The sequence below is a fragment of the Methylobacter sp. Wu8 genome, assembly GCF_036440755.1.
Lineage (GTDB): Bacteria > Pseudomonadota > Gammaproteobacteria > Methylococcales > Methylomonadaceae > Methylobacter_A > Methylobacter_A tundripaludum_A.
Genome location: NZ_JAZGVT010000054.1, coordinates 21,660 through 45,025 on the forward strand (window position 1 = coordinate 21,660; position 23,366 = coordinate 45,025).

The following is a 23,366-nucleotide window of genomic DNA, read 5'->3' on the forward strand; positions in this document are numbered from 1 at the left end:
CGGCAGAGCAATGTCGCTTAAAAACGATGGATTGGCTAAACTGTTATTAGCGACTCCTGTCATGATGCTGTCTCACCAACTCTTCATACAGATCAACATACGACTGCACCATCTGCTCAGCCGTAAAGTGTTCCCAATATCGCTGCTCGGCACGCCTGCCCATTTCTGCAGCTTCCTCAGGATGCTCCCACAGATAACGCATCGCTTGCCGAAGCGCCACTGGATCGCTGGGCGGCACAACCAGCCCAGTCTCATCCGCAACGTTGATATAGGTAGTACCGGTTCCAATTTCGCTGGAAATCATCGGTTTTTTGTACATTGCGCCTTCCAGCAACGAAATACCAAAAGCCTCAGAGCGCAGATGCGAAGGAAAAACCACACCATAACATAGCGTTAACAGTGCTACTTTATCTTCATCCGGCAACTGGCCCAAAAAGTGGATATTGCGCAACCCAAGCCGAGCTGCCTGTGATTTCAATTCCTGCTCAATTGGGCCCGCGCCTACAATCACTATGGGATAACCGGTCCCTTGTGCAGCCTCCAGCAAAATGTGAAGTCCTTTGTAGTAACGGATGACCCCAACAAACAAGAAAAACTTCGGGCCGAGTCTCTCCCGCCAGTACTGCAATCGATCAGGCATCGCTTGGGGATAGGTGGCTTTGTCTAACCCTATCGGAATCACGCTGACTTTGTCTGAGAACATCCCAAGCACATCGCTAGTGGCCAAATAATTTGGTGAAGTGGCCACAATGCGGTCCACACTCGCCAAAAACTTTCGCTTCAATGGCCGGTAAAGCTTAAGTAAATGCTCTTGTCGGATGATGTCCGAGTGATAAGTCACCACGGTCGGCTTCTTCACCCTCGTTGCAAAATGCACTACATCCATGAATGGCCATGGGAAGTGGTAATGAATGACATCGGCCTGTTTAGCTAACTGCGCAAAACGCAAAAAAGCCGAAAAAGAAAAACCCGTCGAAGCAATTTGCAAGTCAAGCCTAGCGCGATGCGCCAAATAGCCATCGATTTCGATAGTGCGCGGCACACGGTCAGGTGTTAACGAGAGCACATCGGTTTTGACGCCCAGCTTATTGGCTCCCCTGGCAATCTGATTGATAACCTGCTCAACGCCTCCCATCGTGTCAGGGAAGGACGTCTTAAAAAAATGTAGAACCCGCATGTAATCTCGTTTCAATTAGCCTGATATTGATTTAAACCACACCGCGTAAGGCTGAGCCAGCCACCATTTCAACGGTACCCGCCCATAATATTTGCGGACAACTTTGATCGCCTCCTGGTAATGTCGCCGACGCTGGGTTTTGGTCTTTGTAGCCTCATGCTCACGGTTTACCGCAACAAAGTCATCCAAAAACTGCAATGATCCAGCCTGCTTGAATAAGCGCCACCACAAATCGTAATCCATCGCCATATGTAGTTTACCATCGACGCCACCCACGCTCTCCCAAGCTGCGCGCCGGATCAGGGTCGCCGGCTGTGAAATAATGCAACGCAACGCCAAGCGCCGTTCAAGGAAAGGTTCAACCCATACCGGATAGCGCTTTCCCGATTTCTGCACCACATTCCATGCCCGCCCATAAACGGCAGGCGCATCGGGATATTTTTCTGACTCGGCAATGAGTTTTGCCAAACCACCCGGCAAAAACCAGTCATCGCTATTTAGCCAGCACACATAGGGTGCCCGCCCCTGAGCAATGCCTTCATTGATTGCTGCGGCCTGTCCGTCATCGGCGTGACTACGCCACCCCGCCAATCGGTGTTCCCACTTACGGATGACATCAACAGAATGATCCGACGATCCACCATCCAGCACAAAGACTTCAACAGGGATTTCCTGCTGAAAAATAGAGGCCAACGCATCATCCAAAAACCGCCCTTGATTAAAAGAGGGAACCGCAACCGTCACCAACGGCTCTACCATGTCTTACTCGGCCGATTTGGTCAAAAAATCCGCATAAGACTTGGCAATCCCATCGCGTAACGAGGTTTTAGCCTGCCAACCCAATTCTCGCATCCGATCAACATTCAATAGCTTGCGCGGCGTACCGTCGGGCTTGCTGGCGTCAAACACAATCTCACCATCAAAGCCGACAACGCTCATTACCGTCTCGGCCACCTCGCGAATCGTCACATCTTCAGCCGTGCCGACATTGAACAGCCCCTCACTGATGTTTTGTTCCATTAAAAAGATACAGGCATCCGCCATATCGTCAACGTATAAAAACTCTCGCATCGGTTTACCGGACCCCCATACCACCAGTTCTTTATCGCCACGAACCTTGGCTTCATGCGCCTTACGAATCAGTGCCGGCAGCACATGGCTAGTGTTCAGGTCATAGTTGTCATTGGGGCCGTACAGATTGGTCGGCATCGCCGAAACATACTGAGTACCGTACTGACGGTTGTAATTCTCACATAACTTGATACCAACAATTTTGGCAATCGCATAAGGCTCGTTGGTTTGCTCCAAAGGCCCGGTGAGCAGGTATTCTTCCTTGATCGGCTGCGGACAATCTCGCGGATAAATACAACTGGAACCCAGGAACAGCAAACGCTGCACTCCCGCCTTCCAAGCCGCATGCACAATATTCGCCTCTATCATCAGATTCTGATAGATGAACTCTGCACGATAGGTATTGTTAGCATGAATGCCCCCCACTTTTGCAGCCGCCAGAAAGATGTAATCCGGCTTTTCGTGTTCAAGGAACTGCGTGACTACGGTCTGATCGATTAAATCCAACTCGGCATGAGTACGCGTTATTAAATTCGTGTAGCCAGCAGCGGCCAATCGGCGAGCAATCGCCGACCCCACCATGCCGCGATGGCCCGCAATAAAAATCTTGGCATTCTTGTCCATTGACTTACTCGTGATAGTTATACGTTGAGTAGCCATGCTTCTTGACCAGCTCATCGCGCTCTGCTGCCTTCAAGTCTTCCCTCATCATTTCAGAGACTAATTCCTTGAAGCTGATCTGGGGCGTCCAACCCAGCTTTTGCTTGGCCTTGGTCGCATCACCCAACAAAGTTTCAACCTCGGTGGGACGGAAATAACGCGTGTCGACAGCCACGATACATTTGCCGTTTGCGTCGTACCCTTTTTCATCGACGCCCGTCCCTTTCCAATCGATCGTCAGTCCAATTTCCTGTGCCGCCGTATCGACAAATTCGCGCACACTGAACTGAACGCCAGTGGCAATTACAAAGTCTTCTGGTTGATCCTGCTGTAACATCAACCATTGCATTTCAACATAATCCTTGGCATGGCCCCAATCGCGCTTTGCGTCGAGATTACCAAGAAACAGACAATCTTGCAGGCCGAGTTTAATGCGAGCCAGAGCGCGAGTAATCTTGCGCGTAACGAATGTCTCGCCACGCACAGGAGATTCGTGGTTAAACAAGATTCCGTTGCAGGCATAAATGCCGTAAGCCTCACGGTAATTCACCGTAATCCAATAGGCGTAGAGCTTGGCCACTGCGTAAGGCGAACGAGGATAGAACGGGGTTGTTTCTTTCTGAGGCGTTTCCTGCACCAAGCCGTAAAGCTCCGAAGTCGAAGCCTGATAAAAACGAGTTTTCTTCTCCAACCCAAGGATACGGATAGCTTCGAGAATACGCAAAGCGCCGAGAGCATCGGAGTTGGCCGTATACTCCGGCTCTTCAAAACTGACGGCAACATGACTTTGCGCCGCAAGATTGTAAATCTCATCTGGCTGAACCTGTTGAATAATGCGGATAAGACTCGAGGAATCAGTCATATCGCCATAGTGCAGAATGAAGTTACGATTGGAAACGTGCGGGTCTTGATACAAATGATCGATGCGATCTGTATTAAAGAGCGAAGCTCGACGTTTGATGCCATGCACCTCATAACCCTTCTTTAATAAGAGTTCTGCGAGATAGGCCCCGTCCTGACCAGTAATACCTGTTATTAAAGCTTTTTTCATTGCTACTCCTAAAAAACAAAATCATTAAAATCAATTCGAATTGATCACCAAGTTTTTCAACCGCAGCATCTGTGCCGTGACCATTTTCTTGACCATCTCATCAAAGCTAATTGTTGGCTCCCAACCCAATAGCTTGTTTGCCTTAGAAGGGTCGGCTAGCGTCTGTCCGGACTCCATCGGGCGGACTAATGCCGGATCGCTAACCACGCTTTCGCGCCAATCTCTATCCACAGAACTGTAAGCAGTTTCGCACAAATCCCTTAATGTATGCAGCTTCCCTGTGCCAATCACGAAATCATCCGCGCGTTCCCGCTGAAGCATCAGCCACATTGCATACACAAAGTCGCTGGCGTAACCCCAATCCCGAGCAATATCAAGATTGCCCAATGCGAGCTTTCCTCGCTGAACAATGGGACGGCCCATTTCGTTAATATCTGGGGAATCTATAATCCCCAGCGCTGCACAGGCGGCACCGTAAGCTACCTTTTGCGTCAAAAAATGCAATGGTCGGCGCTCACTTTCGTGATTGAACAAAATTCCGCTCGCGATGTAGAGTCCATAACTCTCGCGATAAATCTTCGCCATCTGATGGGCGTAAACCTTGGCGGCCGCATAGGGATTTACCGGATTGAAGGGGGTTTCCTCGCTCTGGGGTACGATGGAGGCCTGGCCAAACATCTCAGAAGAAGAAGCGTGATAAACTCGACACGCCGGACAATGGTGCCGAACCGCTTCAAAAAGACGCACAGCCCCCAAGCCATTTACCAACAGCGTCTCCGGGGCTCGCGACCAAGATTCGCCAGGGCGCGACTGAGAGGCCAAATTATAAATTTCATCGGGCTTGGCGTCCTGAATGGCGGACGCTATGTCAACTCCCTCTGACATATCACCAAACAAAATCTCTACCCGGCCAGACAAATGACTGGCATTATTTTGTCGGTACCAACTTTCCTTTCGAGCCAGACCGAAAACCTGGTAGCCTTTTTCAAGCAACAATTCGGCAAGAAACGAACCATCCTGCCCGGTAATCCCCGTAATCAAGGCTTTCTTCATGCCTCTACCCGCCGTTTTGGAGAAGCCAGCGCCTCGTCGTAAAGTTGCAGCAAGGCAGCTGCGCTAGACTTCCAATTAAACAGGGCAGCCTGCTTCTGCGCAGCCATACCAAGCTGATCGCGCTCATTCCTGTTCATCGCAAGCCTTAACATCGCTTGAGCCCAACTTTCGATATCTTCCGGGGCGAGCAGAATAGCAGCATTTCCGGTCACCTCGGGAATCGAAGTGGAATTTGAAGTCAGCGTCGGCGCACCGAATTGCATGCCTTCCAGAACGGGTAACCCAAATCCTTCGAATAACGAAGGATAGAGATTTGCGTAACAATTACGATAGAGCCAGATCAACTCCTCGTCTGATACATAGCCGGTCATCACCACCTGAGCCTCAATCCCTAATTCAGCCAAGTGCTTCTGAAAATCCTCCATCAACCAACCTTCCCCCCCTGCCAACACCAGCGGCATGGGCTCTCCTCCTAATGCCAGGTAACGAGCATACATCTCAGCGAGGCGTCGCTGATTTTTTCTTGGCTCAATGGTACCCACGCTCAGCCAGTAGCTCCCGACAGACACAGCATCGAGTGCCTTTGGCCGCCGCCCCTCCGCAGATGAATCTGCAAATCGTGAACACGGGTAAATAACACGGATGCGATTCTCGGGAAAGTGAGGGAACACACTTAAATAATGAGTCCGTGAAGCTTCTGAAATAGCGACTACCCAATCCGCCGCAATCGCAGAACGAAATACGCCATCGAAACACCCCACTCTATTCGTCTCGGTGGTCCAAGATGGATCAACCACAAATCCCATATCGTAGAAGGTATAAATCAGGCGGCTCGACGTCAATTGAGTTGGGCACCAAAAGTTATTGGCATGGATAATATCCGGCAGACCGAGCGATACTTCAGCGTTATTTCCCGTCCAGAATACACGCGCGGCTTCCCTCGTGAGATGCCGTGGACCGTAGTGGACGTCACGGCCGGGATACGGGTTCCCGATAGGCATCAATGCATCAAAATAAAAGTCACCGAAACTGGGGAACAGCGAATAGCGATGTTCGGGCGCTAGTTCTAGCATCCTCTGAATCAGGGCGTGAGCAAAATAGCCGCAACCGGCCTTGCCGGAACCAGTTTGTGAAATGTCGAAACCGATGTTCATTCTGTCAATTACTATAAATCTATTGGGTTACTTAAGACCTTAATGGCGTATATATTAAATATGAAGAATGAAAGTAGAGTTATCTAGCATGTTATTTTCATTGCAACTCTGATCGCTTATATCGCATATAAATATGATTATACTCGACTGCAACCAGAGTCAGAAACGAAAATAGAGAAAAGACGAGCTTCCAGAGGCCATTATGCTGGATAACGCACTCCAAAATAATACGATGCTGGCCGCCCAGCGTATCGAGTCAAGTTTGAGCGAATCCTTGACCATTGCAAGGCGATGAAGTGCTTCCGGCAATGGAATTACGGCAATAAGCAGACCGACCACAATTACAACAAGCCCGTGTGGTGGAAAAATCAGGGCAAATGGTTCCGTCGTAGGTTGCAGCTGAGGAATCAGACCGTACATCCGCCCCAACAACTGTATCGCATAGTCCAGCGACTCGGCGCGGAACAGTACCCATGCGTTTATAATGATAACGAAAGTCAGTAATTGTTTAACTACTCCCGGCATTGGGAGATCCCAGCCGCGCCGTTCGCACATTTTTTCCAAGGTAAGAAAGAAACCATAATAAGCCCCCCAGAGAACGAAATTCCATGCAGCTCCGTGCCATAAACCTGAAATCAGGAATACGATCCATAAATTGAAGTACATGCGCCATGGTGCAACCTTATTGCCGCCCAGAGGAATATAAAGATAAAGACGCATCCAGTTGGAAAGCGTGATGTGCCATCGTTGCCAGAATTCAGTCACACTCTTGGCCGTATAGGGCTGATTAAAATTTTCCGGAAATCGGAAACCGACAACCCGGCCTAACCCTATGGCCATGTCTGAATAGCCGGAAAAATCGAAGTAGATCTGAACGGAGTAGGCGAGCACGCCCACCCATGCGTAATCAGAGGGCAGACTTTCAGGTGGCAAAGCAAAGATGGCATTGGCAATCTCCCCGGCAGGATCCGCAATCAGTGCCTTTTTCCCCAACCCGCGCGCAAAGCGGAAAAAACCGGCTATAAACTCCTCGGCACTATGGGTTCGCACCCTGATTTGCTGGCTGATCTCATGATAGCGAATGATTGGCCCGGCAATCAGTTGCGGAAAGAAAAGGATATAGAGCAGAGCCTCGATAAATGAAGCCGGTGGGGATGTCCGTTGTTTGTAGAGATCCAGTACAAAGCTGATTTTATGAAAAGCAATGAAGGATATCCCCAGAGGCAGAGCAACCCCGTACCATGAAGGTTTCTCTATGCCAATCATATGCAACAACGGTTGAACTTGATCAACAAAGAAGTTGGCGTATTTAAAAAACAGCAGCGCACCGACATTAATCAAAATAGCGACGACAAGCCCGCCTTTTTTTACCTCCTCGCTGAGAGTCGGATTAATCAGAACATGTTTGATAATCATGTAGTCTATCCATGTCCCGGCAATGACATACCAGACAAAAACCGGATCGCCCCAAGCAAAGAAGAAGATACTGAACAGGACAATCACCGCATTGCGAAGACGAATACCCGGCACTGCAAAATAGGCCATCAAAAACAGAGGAATGAATACAAGGAGAAACAAAGGGGAGTTAAAAAGCATTGGGTATTTCCTGCAACTGAGCCTGGAATGAATTTTTCACTTATTCTGTCTATTTTGTCTCTTGCAGAGACAGATGCATAACCACCACCGCAAGTTGTCTTGGATCATTTGAGCCGTAATTCTTTTTTCCGTGATTCCAATCCTGGTAAACAATCTCCAGAACATTGAGCCCTTGTTTAGCCGTCAGCGCCACGTCAGCGTCAACTTGCTTTTGGATATCGATCTCTTCCGAAGAGAAGTGGCGAATATCCTTTCCATTGAGACGGATGGTCACAGTCTGGTCTGGAATGGGTACTCCATTCTTGAAAGCAAATTTCAGCAGGAGTTGCCGTGCCTGTTCTGGCCATGCGGGATCGATATAAAACTTGATGCGCGTCGCAGGCCCAAGCGCCCAGCGCCAACTTTCCTTGTCATTGCTTTCCAAACTGCTTAAGCCATCAACTAAAACATCCTCTGACTCCTCACTATTAATCAAATTAACGGTTCGTATCCCGGCTTGGTCGAGTATTTGCGCCGACGGTAGCACTTCGATTGAAATCCTCTTATTCGCTGCCTTATCTGTGTCAGCACCCAGCATCTGAACGCCATGTAATAGCATGGCGAGCGGTTGCCCAGAGGCGTCTTGTAGTGAGATTTCGGTCACAAGGTCGTCTTGCCATTGGAAGGTGCTTGGCACTGTCAACTCCAGCATCCCACGGCCTTGTGCCAGTGTCGCCTGGCCAATCGACTTGCCATCCACAAGAATATCCAAACGGCGCGGAATACTCTGATCTGGGGACAGGTTTTCCACATCAAGCGTTAGTTGAATACGGTTGCCATTGGTTGGTGGGCGAATAGCAAAGCTTGCCTTATGGCCGGTTGTACGCCACTGTTTGTTGCCAAGATCGCGCCACCCTTGCACCAAAAATCTTTTGGGATCAACCATTCCTGCATCTGTTTTTGTTAACAACCCGTCCAATAAAACCTGCGTTGCGCCAAATTCCATACGATCCGGGTTGTCACGCGAAATGTTGCCGTCCGACACTTCCATTACCAGTAACTCTTTGGTCAGGATTTCAGATAACGCCTTATCTTGTTTCAGCGGAGCCTGAGCGGTTACCCTGCCTCCCATCCCAATGGTTTGACGTGAAATAAAGCTGTCATAGCGCGTTAACCAACCAGGAGACCAACTCATCTCCGGCAGCGCTTGCGTAAGGGCATAGACAATTTGATCGGAAAAGCTGTCCCCTATGATGATAATCTTGCGACTTTCCTCCCCGGGACTCTGCTGAGGGGTGATTTTAGGAAAAGGAGCTTCGCCAATAATGGCATCCGTGGAGAATATATTTAGGATTGAAGCGACGTCCGTATCCGACCATTTGGATTTTCCATACTCAACATTAGAGCAATTAATCGTGAAAAAGGGGTGCCCAGTCAAAGCCTCGGCCTTGCGCATGATTTCATCGGTCATCATGCACCCGGCCCAGTAACTCCAGTGGAAGCTGGTGGTGGTAAAGAAGGGCCATGGGGAGGCGGCTTTTCTTTGCGCAAAAATGCGCTGTATATTAAGAACGTTGACTCCGCTTTCTTCCAGCACATCCCCATACGAAACAGCGCGGCTCATAATGGTTTCAGCCGGAGCAATCAGATAAGGTGCAGCATATTCCGGGTACACTCTCGCCTTCGGGGGAGGCGTAACCACCAGCAGAGCTACTCCATGATGGCTGAGCATCTCTTGCAAAATTCGCAACCGGCGAGCTGAGCGCTGATAGTGTTGCTTGATGGTTTCATGATGCAGAACGTCGTCGTTTAAACGACGTATCGCGTCCACCGGGTAGAAGCCAAATTCCGGCGTCCAGATATAACCGCTGTTGGGGCGCGTAGGAAATAAGCAATATATTGTCTCGTTGTAGGAACGAATTAAAATGGAGCGTAAACTTCCTATATGACTTAGAAAGCGTTGCTCCAGAAATGGCTGCCATTCGCGCTTGAAAAACCCCTTCCAAAATTGCGCGGGTTGAGCAATGGGTTGCGTGCGCTCCTGGAGGGTCAAATTGCGCCATTGAATTCCCAGAATTGGAAAAACCAGCATGACGATAATAGTCATGACAAGTACTCGCCGATAAATACGCCCTGCTTTTCCCATTATTTAAAACCTACAAACCACTCTCAAGAGAGAAGTTCTGAATAAGGAATTTGGTTTCCCGTGAATCGCCCTCAGAAAGACGGATAGGTTCGCCATCAGCCTTTAAGCGAACCACAATGTCCTCTGAGTTTGTCTCAACGACAGGACTTTCATACTCTCCCCATCCACCTTTCATCTGGATTTCAAATGAAGCCAATAGTTTGCCCGTATTCGTATTTAATTCCACAGTCAGTGTGCGCGGGTTTCCGGCGAGCTTGTATTGAAATTTCACTTTTGTTCTGGGTGTTTTTCCAATGTGATGGAATCGATATTCAACAGACTCTTTTACCCAGTTCCATGTCTTCTTGTCGTCAGTTTCCGTGCCATAAGCGCCCGTAATGGAATCAAGATTATAAAAAGAAAAGGGGGCTTGACGAATAAAAAACGGCCCGACCCGATCAAGCGGATTTTCACCCGCTGTTTGCGTAGGTTTTAGCTGGATCATCCAGTCGGCCGTATCTATCGGCATATCTCTTTCCTCCTCAGAGAGGAATTTACGCAGGTAGACATCTTCATACTTTCCCGCCAATTTACGGTCTGACAAAACATATGCGACCATTTGCGTTATTTTGTGGTGTTCAAAAGGAATTCCCAAATAAATGACCTGATCTTTTGGGATATTGGCGACCCTGGATCGCAAATCCAGAAATACATTAAATGGCGAATATTTTTGCATAGTTTCATCCTGAAGTTGCAGGGTGAACATTTGAGCGACTATTACTGATTGTATTGCCATCCCAGCAACCAAAGCAGTTAAAAAGGCGTATTTACAGATGCGTTTATACCTTTCTACATTCACTAAAAACCACGCAATTGCGATTCCCACCAGCCCAAGGTTAAAGGGGGCCAGCCACTTGGCGATCTTGAACTGGAGAAATGTGACGCCAATTTCCCCTTCCAAACCGGAGGTTGCATATCTGAATTTAGCAAAAGCCAACCAGAAAACCAGATTAATACAAGCTAAAAGAAGAACGGTGAGATTTCTCGGTTTCGGACGAAGAATCTTGACTAAAATTACCACAAGCACAATCAACAGCAAAGGAAACACCCAACTGCTAACTACCCGATCAACCCAAAAAACTTGACTGTCAAATGGGGATTTCATTCCAAAAGAATGCGCAACAAATTGAACGGGCGACCAGAGCACTGGCCAACCAAAATGAAACGTTCCTGACGCAGTGCCCAAGAGTGTGTAAATTAAATTTCTAAGTATGCGGACACCCTCGATATTGACCACTACCAATATTTGAACTGCAAGCACTAATACAGATCCCATGATCCGACTTTTTTCGCTCCAATACAGTGAGCACACCAATAGGAGAAACAAGCCAATACCTGCGCCAACAACAGGGAACATATCGTTATAGGAAATCAAGAGTGCAGAGCAAATCAGTGCAAGCGGCAAGAGGACAATAAACTGTTTTGCCCAGGATGGCTTTGAGTCTAAGATATAACCTATTAAGCCGGGAATCAGGCAGGCAAGTCCGGCAGAAAAAGCCAGTCCGAAAGTCTGTGGGAAAAATCCATATTGTGCGCCAAAGACAAACCCATTCATCGTAAAGGCCGGCAAAGTACATAATGCGAGACCAACAGTCCTTGAAACTGGAACCACCTGCCGAATAACTCCTCCTATGGCAAGACTGCCTAAAGCGAATGCCAACCCTACTGTGGGTAAGTAGACATAGTAGGACCATTCCAAATGAAAGAGCGATTGGACGAAACCGAGAAAAAACGAGCCGCCCATCCGGTGTCCATCCGCTTGATAAAGAAAGACTTGTGTTTCCGCTGGAAAAAATCCTGAAGCCCGTGCAGCCTCGGAAAATGCGTGCTCTTGCAGCCACTGGCCATGCACGAGATAAGTGAATGAATCGTTGAAGGGATTGAACGAATCAAACCGGATGGCTGGCGCAAGTACGGGGATTGTTGCGACCATCGCAAACGCGGAAACGATTAACCAATTACGAAACAGATCGGCGCGCTGTTTCTCAAACGCAATGCCGAGTAGAAGCAACCCAACAGAAAGGGAAATAGAGATACCGGTTTTGAAGGGAGATAACCAACCATACACCGTTGTAATCAGAACAATACCCGCTAAACCCAAAAGAGGGGCAATATAAAACCCAACGGAATCATTCAAAGAACTTGGAAGAAGATCGGCAATGCGTCGTCCAAGCGCCGTTACTACCAGCAACAGGCAAACTAATACTGTAATTGATGTTAGATATATCAAAGTGATGTTCCTAGATGAAGATTAATCCGAAAATATTCAGATTAAGTATGTGAAATAATATAGCGGCTCGCCGCCATAATATCGGCGACGCAAATATCATTGTTTCCTAGTTGAGCGCGGTCATTATTTCCATAGCCCGTCAGCACTAAGATTGATTTAACCCCGGCAGCCAAACCAGCTTGAATATCGCTTACTTTGTCTCCAACTAGCCACGAACCACCTAAATCGACATCAAAATCCTGGCTTGCCTCGTTGATCAGCCCAGGCATGGGCTTTCGGCATTCGCATGCCTCACTGAATTCTGGATGGTGCGGGCAATGATAAAACCCATCAATCGCAACGCCATGCTCTTTCAATTCCTCATTTATCTTTGTGTGCAAAAGGTTGACCTCTGTATCGGTATAATAACCACGGGCAATTCCTGCTTGATTCGTAATCACAATAACAAGAAATCCGGCTTTTTTTAGCGATACAATTGCGTCGATTGCACCGGGAATCCATTCCCAATCCTCAATACGGTGAACATACCCTTTCTCTACATTAAGGGTTCCATCACGATCCAGAAATACAACTTTATTTGTCACGAACACAACTCAACTGTTATTTGGGTTAGCTGTCTGTCTAGAATTTTGCGTTAGCCGATACTTGCACCATGCTGCCAGTGTAAATGTATCCTGCACCTCGGAACGCTCAATCATATTTTCCAGTTCCTGAAAATCGAAAAAGCGGAATTCCCTAAGCCCTAACTCAAATTCTCTTTGACTTGTCGAATATCCTGCTTCAGCCACATAAAGGTGAACCCTTGCAGCCAAAACACCAGAATCTGGAGTGATGAATCCCAGCGAAGAAAAACAGCTTTGATCGGCAACCACCCCCGTTTCTTCTAACAATTCTCTCAACGCCGAGGCTACTTCATTTTCTCCCTCGTCCACAAAGCCATGTGGTATTTCCCATGAATAAGCGCGTATTGCCGGGCGGTAGATCCGTATCAACCCGACCTGTCCGTCGACAACCGGTAAGATAGCCACTCCAGTAATAAGATTTTTCCCTGCATTCTTTGGCGCAACCACCAGATAATCTCGAACTTCGCTACCTGCCTTGTCGATCACATGATCGAAATAAACAAAAAACTTAGAATTCTCACATGCTAGACGCCTTTCAACCACCTCAATAGGTAAATCGTCATCCCCGATTTTTTTGTCTGAAGTCATGGCGCTAAACAATTTCAGACTGGTCTACAATCCATTCGGCAAAAGCCAGCGAACTGGTAAATGCTGGTGAAATGGCATTCAGCACATGCAGTGAGTCAGAAGACTTCTCGATGACATAGTCCATTTCCAACCTTTTTTCCCGCACATTAATAAGTTGAGGACGAATACCCACCTTATCACTAGAGATAAGATCATCGTAAGTCAATTCGGGCATCAGCTTACGCACCGCAGCAAAGAAATTTTTCTTACGATACTTGCCCAGTTCGGTATGCACCAATTGCCGGAAATTCTGATGGTTGGCTAAATACATTTTGGATACTTCAAGCCCAACTCGTAGCGATTCGCCCAATTGCGCACCTTGCAGAATCCCGTAATTTTCTCGCCCCAATGCAGGAATGGCCGTCGGCCCCGCATAGACATCCCCGCTCGCTACACGAGTCAAATGCACGCCAAGGAAAGGCTGGTTGACATCAGGAACGGGATAGATGTTGGCGTGTACTAGATGCGCTCGTTCAGGGCGCAATTTGAAGTAGATGCCCTTAAATGGCAACAGAGCATAGTCTAATCCTAGCCCAAAGAACTTAGCCACTTTGTCAGCGGAAGCACCGGCACAGTTGAACAAGTACTTATAACCAAATTCGCCAATAGGAGTGATTACCTTGCTAACGTCCGTATTTATGGAGGATACAGGTGCGTTAAAAAATATCTTTACACCGTCATTAATCAATAATTCCTGTAACTTCGATATTACGGCTTTGCTGTCTATCACCGCCGTATCCGGGCAATGTATGCCTTGCCGGTAAACCCCTGCATGGGGTTCAATCTGGTGTATGCCTTGTTCGTCGAGTCGTTCCGCCCTTATCCCGTTCTCCCTCGCGTTTTTAAGCAGACGCTCAATCACGGGTATATCCTGTTCGGAAGTAGCAACAATTACCTTGCCGGAGTGCTGACAGTTAATGCCATGCTCTGCCGCAAATGCTTTCATGCGGCGTGCGCCTTCCGCACAAACCTTGGCTTTCAACGTGCCGCTATCATAGTAAATGCCGCTATGCAGTACACCACTGTTGCGCCCACTGGCATGCTTGCCCAGAACCGCCTCTTTTTCCAGTAAAGCAATACTTGCTGTTGGGTGACGCTTACGCAACTCACGTGCAACCGTCAGACCTACAATCCCCCCCCCAACAATGAGGTAATCAACTGATTCTTTCATCTCATCTCCATCTATTTCAAAGCGTGGAAACCAAGCTAAACATTGCCGTATTGAGAGTTCTTGATCATAGTGTAACCTTTGATCAGCTCTGCTATACCCGTATCCAGCGACATTGAGGTCTTGTAGCCTGTTGCTTCAATTTTTGCGTTCGACACAATGTAGTTACGTTGATCGGGGTCTTTACCTACAGGTGCATCAAGGAAGACAAAGTCAGGAATTTGTTTCTGGATGGTTTCGCACAGTTCTTTCTTCGATACGTTGGCTTCGGAAAGACCGACGTTGTATATCTCGCCTTTCATTTTGTCAAAGTTGATGATCGCGTGTTGGAAAGCGCGTGATACGTCACGAACATGCACATAGTTGCGCTTGAAGTAGCCTTCAAACAGAACGACGAATCGATCGTTAACGGCACGGTAGGTGAAGTCATTCACGAGTAAATCAATCCGCATCCGTGGCGACATGCCAAACACGGTGGCAAGGCGGAAGCTGATTGCGTTTTCGCGTTGCATCAGTTCTTTTTCAATGCCTACTTTTTCTATCGCGTATTGGGAGATAGGGCGCAGGGGCGATTCTTCGGTGCAGAAGTTGTTTTCGTCGCCGGTGCCGTAAGCGCTGTTGGTGGTCGGCATCAGCACGATTTGCTCTTTGGACAGCAGCTTAATCATCAACGTGATTGCGTCGTGGTTAATCGTTGTTGCGCCAACGGGATCGAGGTTACACAGCGGAGCTCCGACTAATGCCGCCAGCGGAATAACGATGTCGGCTTTTTTGAGCAGCGGCGCCATTACCTTCTCAAGACGAATGTCGCCCTTGACGACAGAAAAGTTTGGGTTGTTACAAACATGATTAAGGCTGGTCTGCTTGAACATGAAGTTGTCCAGCACTGTTACTTTGTGACCGGCATTAAGCAAGTCCGGAACCATGGTAGAACCGAGGTAGCCGGCACCGCCGGTGACGAGAATATTGTAGCTCATTGTGTTCCTTTCTTAATTGTCAAAAAATTATTCGCCGAACATCGCTACTTCGACGCATTCACAGAGTGTGTGCGCCAATACGATATGCAGTTCTTGAATTGTACTTGTTGCTTTGCCTGGAGCAATGATCGCATGATCAGCCATCACTTTTGCTTGACCGCCATCGCCGCCGCAAAACACGATACTCGGTATACCCATGGTACGGCATTGTTCCAGTGCTTTGAGAATATTCTGGGACCGCCCGGAAGTGGTTATGCCAAGGAAGACGTCCTTGGTTGTTGCCTTGCCGGCCAGTTGCCTGGAAAACACCTGCTCATAGCCGTAGTCGTTGCCGATGGCGGAGAGAATGGAGCTATCTACTGTGAGGGCTTCGGCTGGTAATGGAGCCCTGTCACGCGCCAATTTACTGACAAACTCGGCCGCCAAGTGCTGCGCATCAGCTGCCGAGCCCCCGTTGCCTGCGATATAGATACGCCCGCCTTGTTTGTAGCGGTCGACGACGGTTTCTACAGCCTTGGAAAACAGCTCAAGGCATTCCGCATCGGCAAGCATTTGATGCTTGGCCTGTATGGAAGCTTCCAGGTTTTTCTTGAGTCGTTCAATTGTATTCAACAGATGTCCTTCTTATGACGAAAGTAGCTCTGGTGCACGATGATAGTCATCAGGCACGCCAATGTCAATGAACGCGCCCGAGAACTCAACGCCCAATAGGCGCTGGCCTGAAACCATGGCAGTCATGAAAATGTCGTCTTCCAGAGAACACTTGTCGCCTGGTGAAAATCGTTCATTGAGTAAGGCGCGCGGGTTAACCCAATACACGCCTCCGTTTGCCAGCTGGCCTGGTCGGCCAGTACCTGACTTGAGTGAGACAATTTGCCCTTGCGGCGAAACATCCATCCCCATGTATCGCCCTTCCTCATGAGTGCGAAACAAAGAGAAGCACCAATCCGCGTCGTTTGCCAAGGAAAATTCGATCAATGTCTTCAAGTCCACAGCAAAATAGGTGTCGCCGTTCAGCAGCAAAAACGATTCGTCCTTGCTGACCTTTTCTGCGGCCAACAAGAGCCCCCCACCCGTTCCAAGCGGGGTTTCCTCAATCACGTAATCAAGCTCGGCATCCTTATACCGATTGCCAAAGTGATCAACAATCACCTCATATCGATAGCCAACGGATAGTACAAAATGATTAACACCTTGCTTGATCCAGTAGTCGAGCTGGTGCTCAAGAAACGGCCTCCCGCTGATCGGCGCCATTGGTTTGGGTAAGTCCGGTACGGCGCTACGAAGACGTGTGCCCAAACCACCTGCAAGAATTACGGCTGAGGTCACTGCGCGCTACCTCAGACCGAATTTATAATTGCGCAGAGCTCGTCTACTTCCTCATTTTTCAAGTCGGGGAAGTTGCCGATGTAAAAACCATAGAAATGGACGTGTTCCGTTTCAGGGAACTCAAGATGATGCCCGGTAGGCACAATACCTTTCAGGTAAGGTTGACGAATCTGGTTGCCGCCGCCAGCACTGCCTCTTCTGAACTCGACGCCAGACTCGCGCATTTTTTGCATGAGGCGTTCGACTAGGGCATCATCCGGCTCTTTCAGAATAAGGTTGAAGGCGTAGTTACTGGATCCTTCCAACTTGAAGTCGGTGCGATATTTTGATGAATCGATTTGATCCAAAAACCGGATCAGGTTTTCAGTCCGCCGTTTGACGATTTGATCCAGACGTTTAAGCTGACTGCGTCCCATAATGCCGCCAATCTCGGTATTGCGTGTATTATAGGCTGGGTACGCGAAGATGAAGTCCGGGTTCAGCTCGGGATATTCAGCTATATAGGCTGCGCGTACATTTTCGTCGTTAGACTCCCTAACCATACCATGAGAACGTAACATGCGGACTTGCTGATAGACATCAGGGTCATTGGTACAGACCATGCCGCCTTCGATGGTACTCATATGATGGGCGTAGTAATACGAAAAGTTCGATATCCAGCCAATGCTGCCCACGCGCTTGCCGTTGTGGGTAGCGCCGTGGGACTCACAGACATCTTCGATCAGCGGAATATTACGACGTTGCAGTTCATCGATCAGTTCGTCAGTCAGCCCGTCGAAACCTTGTACATGAGTCAGGAACACCGCCCGCGTTTTATCGGTGATTTTGCTCAAAATCTGAGCTGGGTCCATCGCCAGGGTGGTTGGATCAATATCCGCAAACACTGGCGTGAATCCATTTTGCAGCACAGATGCGACATCCGAAACCCATGCTAAAGGCGGAGTAATGACTTCTCCTCCTTCCGGGTAACGAATCTTCAGTATCGCCATAGTCAACAGGTTTGCAGATGCGCCTGAGTTAACGAACACGCTGTATTTTACGCCTAGCCATTCAGACCATTCAGCTTCGAATGCTCTTACGTTGGCGCCGTGAGTCAGGATCGGATCGTCCTGCTTCAAATGTTCGATTACTGCGTCAAGATCTTCGCGCAGGATGTTGTTACGCATCAAAGGAAATTTCATCTTATTTTCACCAAATTAATCAGAAAGTGATTGTACAAACGTTGTTACACTGCTCAGCACGGATTGAGGGCCGATTCCTACCTGCTCGTGCAGTTCCTCACGTGAGCCGAGTTCAAAGCGGTAGCCTCCCTCGACGCCAATATTGAGCATACGGGTAGACAGGCCGCGGCGGGCAATGAATTCAAAGAACATGGAATCGACACCGCCCCGTCCACGGAAACCTTCTTCGAGAGTGACGATGCCCGCGTAAGACGAGAGCACGGCCTGGAGCTGGTCTGCGGCAAAATTGGAAATATCGAAAAGGTCTATGATTCCGACCGAATGGCCGGCAGCGGTGAGGTTCGCGGCCACGTTGAGAGCGGTATGCAGCATGTAGCCCGTCGCTATCAGGCAAACGTCCTTACCGGTGCTGTGAATATGAAAACCGACATCCAAGTCTGGAGCGCCGTTCTCATAGATTACGGGCAACACTTGGGCATCAAACCGCAGGTATTTTGGACCTTTAGTGCTCGCGCAACGGTCAAACAGGGCTCCGGCACTGATATGGTCAGATGGTGAAAGCACTCTGAAATTGGGTAGGGCGCGCATCAGGGTAAGGTCTTCGTAGCACTGGTGGGTCGGCCCGGACACGACATAACTATAACCAGCACCCACGCCGATCAAATTGACGTTCATCGGCCGCACTTCAGAAAGCAGTGCCAAACTGACCCGAATTTGCTCGTAGCAACGCATGGTAATGAAGGGGGCAATGGCGTAAGCGAAGACGGTATAGCCTTCCAGTGCCAAGCCCGCAGAAATGTTGATCAGATTTTGTTCGGCGATCCCGACATTGACGAAACGGTCAGGAAAATCGGCGCGAATTTTGTCGAGAACCGGGGAGCCGAAATCGGCGCTAACGAAGTAAATCTTCGCGTCTTCCGCCATTGCTCTCCAGATACGGTCGAGCAATACGTCGCGCATCGCAAGAGGTTTAATGCTCATGGGTTTTGCTCCAGCAAGCTGTCAATCAGCTCCGGTTTAGGGTTCATGATGTGCGAAAGCGGGGCGTTTTCCAGGCCGGGCACACCGTGTCCTTTCAAGGTCCTGGCTATCAGTGCTTTAGGTTTTCCGGCGCGGTTCTCTTTCATTTTCAGCAGTGCTGCCTGCACGGCTGAGACATCATGCCCGTCGACTTCAAGGCAATCCCAGCCGAAAGCTGATAAACGAGCAGAGAGCGAGCCGTGGCTAATGATGTCGTCTGTATAGCCGAGCATACTGATTCGATTGTCATCGACTATCAGATGCAAGTTATCGAGCTTATGTTGCGAAGCGAACATGATCGCTTCCCAGTTTGCGCCCTCGTGTAATTCACCGTCACCTGACACGACAAATACGCTGCGATCGCTGTCTTTGCATTTCAGGCCCAAAGCCATGCCGGTTGCAACACCGACGCCGTGGCCCAGCGAGCCGTTGACGGTTTCGTAACCTGGAATCACCGGATCCGGTATTCCGCCCAGAAAGCTGCCGGTTTGGCAGACTCGTTTCAATTCGTCAAGCGGGAAATAGCCCAAGTCAGCTAGAATCGGGTACATGCAGATCGAACCATGCCCTTTGCTGATAACGCAACGATCCCGATGTTCGGCAAGCGGCTGTGTGGGATCGAAACGCAGCACGCCGCCATAGTAAAGCGCTACGAAAATTTCGATGGACGAGAGCGATGAAGCCAAACGGGTTTCCGGAGCCCGGCGATGTACCGCCAATGTTTCTCTCCAGACCCAATGCGCTTTTTCGCGTAGATCGATAGGACTCATATTCACGAGCGGGTCTCCGTACTCAATGCATTGTCGAGATACCACTGATAGGTGTCTTTAACGCCTTCTTCAAAATTTACAGCCGGTTGCCAACCAAAGGCGCGAAGCCGACTGCTGTCGAGTAATTTTCTTGGGGCGCCGTCGGGTTTGCTTGTATCCCATTCGATGGTCCCGGAATAACCGATTACGCCGGCAATGGTTTCAGCCAACTCACGAATGGAAAAATCTCTGCCGGTTCCCAAATTTAGGGGCAGTTCAAGCGCGGTTGTGTCCCCAGTGAGCAACGCGATGCAGGCGTCGGCAATATCGTTGGTATGGATAAATTCACGACGCGGTGTGCCGCTACCCCAAAGAGTCAGACTTTCTACGCCAGTTTGCTGCGCCTCATGGAAGCGACGGATCAATGACGAGAGGACGTGTCCTGATTTTGGATCAAAATTATCGTTGGGGCCGAAAGCACTATTAGGGATCACTGGAATAAATCGTTGCTCACCATATTGCTTGTTATAGGCGAGACACATTTGCATACCGGCCAGTTTCGAAATTGCGTAGGCAAGGCTGGTCGGCTCTGGATGTCCTGATAGCAGCGCTGTCTCCGCCATCGGTTGCGGGCATTCGCGCGGATACATGCAGGAGGATGCAAACAGAATCAGTTTTTGCACACCCGAGCGGTGCGCCGCCTTCAATACATTTAATTGAATCGCCAAGTTGGCGTTCATAAAATCAGCCGGGTAGGTCTGGTTCTCGATAATGCCGCCGACTCTGCCAGCAGCCAGTACCACATAATCAGGCGAGTGCTCGTCAAAAAAACGATCCACTGCTACGGCATCGGTCAGTTCCAGCTCAGCATGACCGGCCAACAGCAAATTGTCATATCCTTGGTTTTGCAAGCGCCGGGCAACGGCCGAGCCGATTAAGCCGGTGTGTCCGGCAACAAAGATTTTATCTGTTTTATTCATCAATCACAGGCCGTTGGGTTGATAAAGTACGACACGACTGCCGGAATCATCAAAATTGAAAGATACATGCACCAAGTCTTTAAGGGCTTCGCGAATTGCGGCATGTTTATCGGGTTTTGCGAAAAGCAGCATAAATCCACCGCCGCCGGCGCCAAGAATCTTGCCGCCGATTGCACCGGCGCGCATGGCTTGATCGTAAATCTGGTCGATTTCCCGGGTTGAAACCCGGTCTGATAGGCTGCGTTTGTATTTCCAGCTTAGGTCGAGCAGTTTACCAAACTCGTCAATACTGACGTCAATGTTCGTAAGAATGGCAATGGCCTCGTCAACCATTTCCCTCATGCACTTGAGTTCCGTTTCGCGATTTTTGAGGTTGTCGATCTTGGATTTCGCAATTTCGTCGGCGATGCGGGAGAAGCCGGTAAAGCAAAGCATAAGGTGGTCACGAAGCTCTTCGCGTCTGTGTTCGGGAAGAATGATCGGGGCCACATCAAAGGAGTCGTCTCGGTGAAAATCAATGCGGTTGAGTCCGCCGTATGCTGCCGAAACCTGATCTTGCGAGCCGACATTCTCGCCGATGATGTTTTGTTCAATATGAATAGCATCTTTCGCCAACGTGTCTTGGCTAACCATTTTACCGTTAAGGCCATACAATGCATGCGCCAAGCCTACGGTAAAAGCGGAGCTGGAACCTAAGCCTGAACGCGCAGGCAAATCGCCATCATGGTGAACCTCCAGCCCCTCGACAACATTAGCCCAATTAAACGCTGCCCGCACTGCGGGATGCTGGATTTCATCGTTATGGCAAACGTTTTCGATGTGAGAGTAAACAATGCGATGCTTGTGCTCGAAAAACGGCGGCAAACGACGGCACGTAATATAACAATATTTGTCGATAGTAGTTGCTAATACCGCGCCGCCGTGTTCCCGATACCAACCTGGATAGTCGGTGCCGCCACCAAAAAAAGAAATTCTGAACGGGGTTCGTGTGATAATCATCGTTTATTAATCACCCAGGATTTTACGATTAAGGTGGATGCTGGCCATATCTTCGATATTTTTTCTTTCGACTGCGCCAAATTTTTGCTCAACAAGAGTTAGGTAAGCGGGATTGGTAAAGTATTTTTGCCATGCTTCGTCACGGAACCTCAAGACATCCGCTGAGCTGACATATTTAGTCGGTAGGGGTTGGCTTTCATATGACAAGAAAGCATAACCTTCATAGGAGTCAGGCAAAGCCCAGCCGTTTTTCTTGGCGATGTTGTACATCGGGCTGCCGGGCAATGCTTGGCAAGGGTACATATTTGCCATTTCGGTATTGAGTTCCAGTGCAAGATCCAATGTTTCTTGCATGGTCTCCATGGTGTCTTCCGGGAACCCAAAAATGTAATTGCTGATTATTTTGATATCGGAATCATTAATCGTTTTGCAGACGTCGCGAATATTGACTTCCTGGAAGGAGCCTTTCGATACTTCTTGGCGAACTAATTGGTTGCCTGCTTCAACGCCAAGCGCGAGCCAGTTAACCCCTGCACGCTTGAACAGGTCGAGCGCGTCTTTACGAACCGTATCGACGCGGGAATAGGTCCACATGTTGAAACCAAAATCCTGATCAATGGCCTCTTGAAGTATCGGGGCATAGTATCTGCGATTTAAAAAGAACATCTCGTCGCTGATTCGCAGGGTGCGCACACCCATATCTGCGAGTTTTCGCATCTCACGGCTTACCCATTCAGGGCTCCAGAAGCGCATCCCACGAGAATCTGCTGCATTAACATCATCGCCGTTGTCGGCGCGATTAACGATATTGATCATGCAAAAATTACAGCCGAAATTACAACCCAACGAGGTATATATCGCTGCGAAAGGGGTTCGCTTATCATGGTCAAATTCTGCATGCCAAAAATGCGCGCGATAGAGATCTAACGGCTTTTCCCGGTAAGGCAGGAGATCCCAAGCATAGCCCGGCAAGTCGTGATCCATCCGATCCTGCGGCACTATCGCCTGTGGCGGGTTGAGCGTAGGAATTCTGGCGTTTGAGGCGTCTCGCCTTTTGTATCCAATCCCCTTGATATGTTGCAAATCTTCGCCCAGATTGCTCTTAAGAAGATTGTGCAAGGCGTATACGCCTTCATTGAGCAACACAATATCGACACAGTCGTAAGAGAGCACTTCCATTGGGAGCGCACTGGTATGAGACCCAACAAAACAAATCGGAAGTTCAGGGTGGTGATCTTTGAGCGCATTCGCCATTGCTAATGCACCAATCATGCTTGTAGTTCCGGAATTTGGATTTTGTCCGTAAACCACGAAGACAACAAGACGAGGTTTTAAGTCCTGGACTCTTTGTATCGATTGCTCAAGAGACAACCTTTCCGCATCACAGTCAAGAATACCAACCCCAAACCCCTTCGAACGACAGGACTCTGCTAATAACAGAGACCATGTTGGCGGCTCTATTGCCGAATAAACTTTTGCCAGCCCTTGATAAGCCTTAGCTGAAGAGTCGGGATTGACGAACAAAACATCCATTATTACCATCCGGTTATAAAACAT

Annotated in this window: 21 protein-coding genes; all 21 read right to left on the bottom strand. The window is 48.9% G+C overall.

The features are described from left to right. Nucleotides 1-46 precede the first annotated feature (46 nt). The 21 genes from V3O24_RS06990 to V3O24_RS07090 all read right to left on the bottom strand — a co-directional run bounded on the left by V3O24_RS06990 (nt 47) and on the right by V3O24_RS07090 (nt 23,342). On the bottom strand, nt 47-1,177 hold the full coding sequence (locus V3O24_RS06990; protein WP_331306707.1) for a glycosyltransferase family 4 protein: 1,131 nt from the start codon (nt 1,175-1,177) through the stop codon (nt 47-49). 15 nt (nt 1,178-1,192) lie between these two features. Continuing rightward, the gene (locus tag V3O24_RS06995; RefSeq protein ID WP_331306708.1) at nt 1,193-1,936 is read right to left on the bottom strand and encodes a glycosyltransferase family 2 protein; all 744 of its coding nucleotides are present in this window, start codon (nt 1,934-1,936) and stop codon (nt 1,193-1,195) included. Nucleotides 1,937-1,939: 3 nt separating this feature from the next. Then, the gene (locus tag V3O24_RS07000) at nt 1,940-2,872 is read right to left on the bottom strand and encodes a GDP-L-fucose synthase (protein WP_104423863.1); all 933 of its coding nucleotides are present in this window, start codon (nt 2,870-2,872) and stop codon (nt 1,940-1,942) included. A gap of 4 nt (nt 2,873-2,876) precedes the next feature. Beyond that, complete coding sequence (gene gmd / locus V3O24_RS07005; protein ID WP_104423862.1) at nt 2,877-3,959, bottom strand: GDP-mannose 4,6-dehydratase; 1,083 nt, start codon at nt 3,957-3,959, stop codon at nt 2,877-2,879. Between the two features lie 30 nt (nt 3,960-3,989). Beyond that, entirely contained in the window at nt 3,990-5,012 is a 1,023-nt protein-coding gene (locus V3O24_RS07010; RefSeq protein ID WP_104423861.1) for a GDP-mannose 4,6-dehydratase, read from the bottom strand. After that, nucleotides 5,009-6,166, bottom strand: a complete 1,158-nt coding sequence (locus V3O24_RS07015; RefSeq protein WP_331306709.1) for a glycosyltransferase family 1 protein — start codon at nt 6,164-6,166, stop codon at nt 5,009-5,011. The genes V3O24_RS07010 and V3O24_RS07015 overlap by 4 nt, the downstream gene beginning before the upstream one ends. Nucleotides 6,167-6,325: 159 nt before the next feature. Then, nucleotides 6,326-7,762 carry an MBOAT family O-acyltransferase gene (locus V3O24_RS07020; RefSeq protein WP_331306710.1) on the bottom strand — a complete coding sequence of 479 codons (1,437 nt, stop codon included), beginning with the start codon at nt 7,760-7,762 and terminating at the stop codon, nt 6,326-6,328. A gap of 49 nt (nt 7,763-7,811) precedes the next feature. After that, nucleotides 7,812-9,848, bottom strand: a complete 2,037-nt coding sequence (locus V3O24_RS07025; protein WP_331306711.1) for a hypothetical protein — start codon at nt 9,846-9,848, stop codon at nt 7,812-7,814. 49 nt (nt 9,849-9,897) lie between these two features. Next, complete coding sequence (locus tag V3O24_RS07030; RefSeq protein ID WP_331306712.1) at nt 9,898-12,156, bottom strand: hypothetical protein; 2,259 nt, start codon at nt 12,154-12,156, stop codon at nt 9,898-9,900. A gap of 41 nt (nt 12,157-12,197) precedes the next feature. Then, nucleotides 12,198-12,740, bottom strand: coding sequence for a D-glycero-beta-D-manno-heptose 1,7-bisphosphate 7-phosphatase (gene gmhB / locus V3O24_RS07035; protein ID WP_331306713.1), 543 nt, complete (start codon nt 12,738-12,740; stop codon nt 12,198-12,200). A 9-nt stretch (nt 12,741-12,749) separates the two neighbouring features. Continuing rightward, nucleotides 12,750-13,367, bottom strand: coding sequence for an NUDIX hydrolase (locus tag V3O24_RS07040; RefSeq protein WP_104423855.1), 618 nt, complete (start codon nt 13,365-13,367; stop codon nt 12,750-12,752). A 4-nt stretch (nt 13,368-13,371) separates the two neighbouring features. Next, nucleotides 13,372-14,577: an L-2-hydroxyglutarate oxidase gene (gene lhgO, locus V3O24_RS07045; protein ID WP_331306714.1), complete on the bottom strand. Its 1,206-nt coding sequence runs from the start codon at nt 14,575-14,577 to the stop codon at nt 13,372-13,374. A gap of 35 nt (nt 14,578-14,612) precedes the next feature. After that, the gene (locus V3O24_RS07050) at nt 14,613-15,551 is read right to left on the bottom strand and encodes an NAD-dependent epimerase/dehydratase (protein WP_331306715.1); all 939 of its coding nucleotides are present in this window, start codon (nt 15,549-15,551) and stop codon (nt 14,613-14,615) included. A gap of 27 nt (nt 15,552-15,578) precedes the next feature. Continuing rightward, the gene (locus tag V3O24_RS07055) at nt 15,579-16,163 is read right to left on the bottom strand and encodes an SIS domain-containing protein (protein ID WP_331306716.1); all 585 of its coding nucleotides are present in this window, start codon (nt 16,161-16,163) and stop codon (nt 15,579-15,581) included. 12 nt (nt 16,164-16,175) lie between these two features. Then, the gene (locus V3O24_RS07060; RefSeq protein WP_331306717.1) at nt 16,176-16,880 is read right to left on the bottom strand and encodes a sugar phosphate nucleotidyltransferase; all 705 of its coding nucleotides are present in this window, start codon (nt 16,878-16,880) and stop codon (nt 16,176-16,178) included. Between the two features lie 11 nt (nt 16,881-16,891). Further along, nucleotides 16,892-18,061: a DegT/DnrJ/EryC1/StrS aminotransferase family protein gene (locus tag V3O24_RS07065; protein WP_219820823.1), complete on the bottom strand. Its 1,170-nt coding sequence runs from the start codon at nt 18,059-18,061 to the stop codon at nt 16,892-16,894. Between the two features lie 15 nt (nt 18,062-18,076). Then, entirely contained in the window at nt 18,077-19,042 is a 966-nt protein-coding gene (locus tag V3O24_RS07070) for a transketolase C-terminal domain-containing protein (RefSeq protein WP_104423831.1), read from the bottom strand. Continuing rightward, a complete protein-coding gene (locus V3O24_RS07075) occupies nt 19,039-19,851 on the bottom strand; it encodes a transketolase (protein WP_331306718.1) in 813 nt (270 codons plus the stop codon). The genes V3O24_RS07070 and V3O24_RS07075 overlap by 4 nt, the downstream gene beginning before the upstream one ends. A 2-nt stretch (nt 19,852-19,853) precedes the next feature. After that, nucleotides 19,854-20,810 (bottom strand): GDP-L-fucose synthase, encoded by a 957-nt coding sequence (locus V3O24_RS07080; RefSeq protein ID WP_104423829.1) that lies wholly within the window; start codon nt 20,808-20,810, stop codon nt 19,854-19,856. A 3-nt stretch (nt 20,811-20,813) separates the two neighbouring features. Beyond that, nucleotides 20,814-21,809 carry a kinase gene (locus V3O24_RS07085; RefSeq protein ID WP_104423828.1) on the bottom strand — a complete coding sequence of 332 codons (996 nt, stop codon included), beginning with the start codon at nt 21,807-21,809 and terminating at the stop codon, nt 20,814-20,816. 6 nt (nt 21,810-21,815) lie between these two features. Then, nucleotides 21,816-23,342, bottom strand: a complete 1,527-nt coding sequence (locus V3O24_RS07090) for a radical SAM protein (RefSeq protein ID WP_104423827.1) — start codon at nt 23,340-23,342, stop codon at nt 21,816-21,818. Nucleotides 23,343-23,366 lie beyond the last annotated feature (24 nt).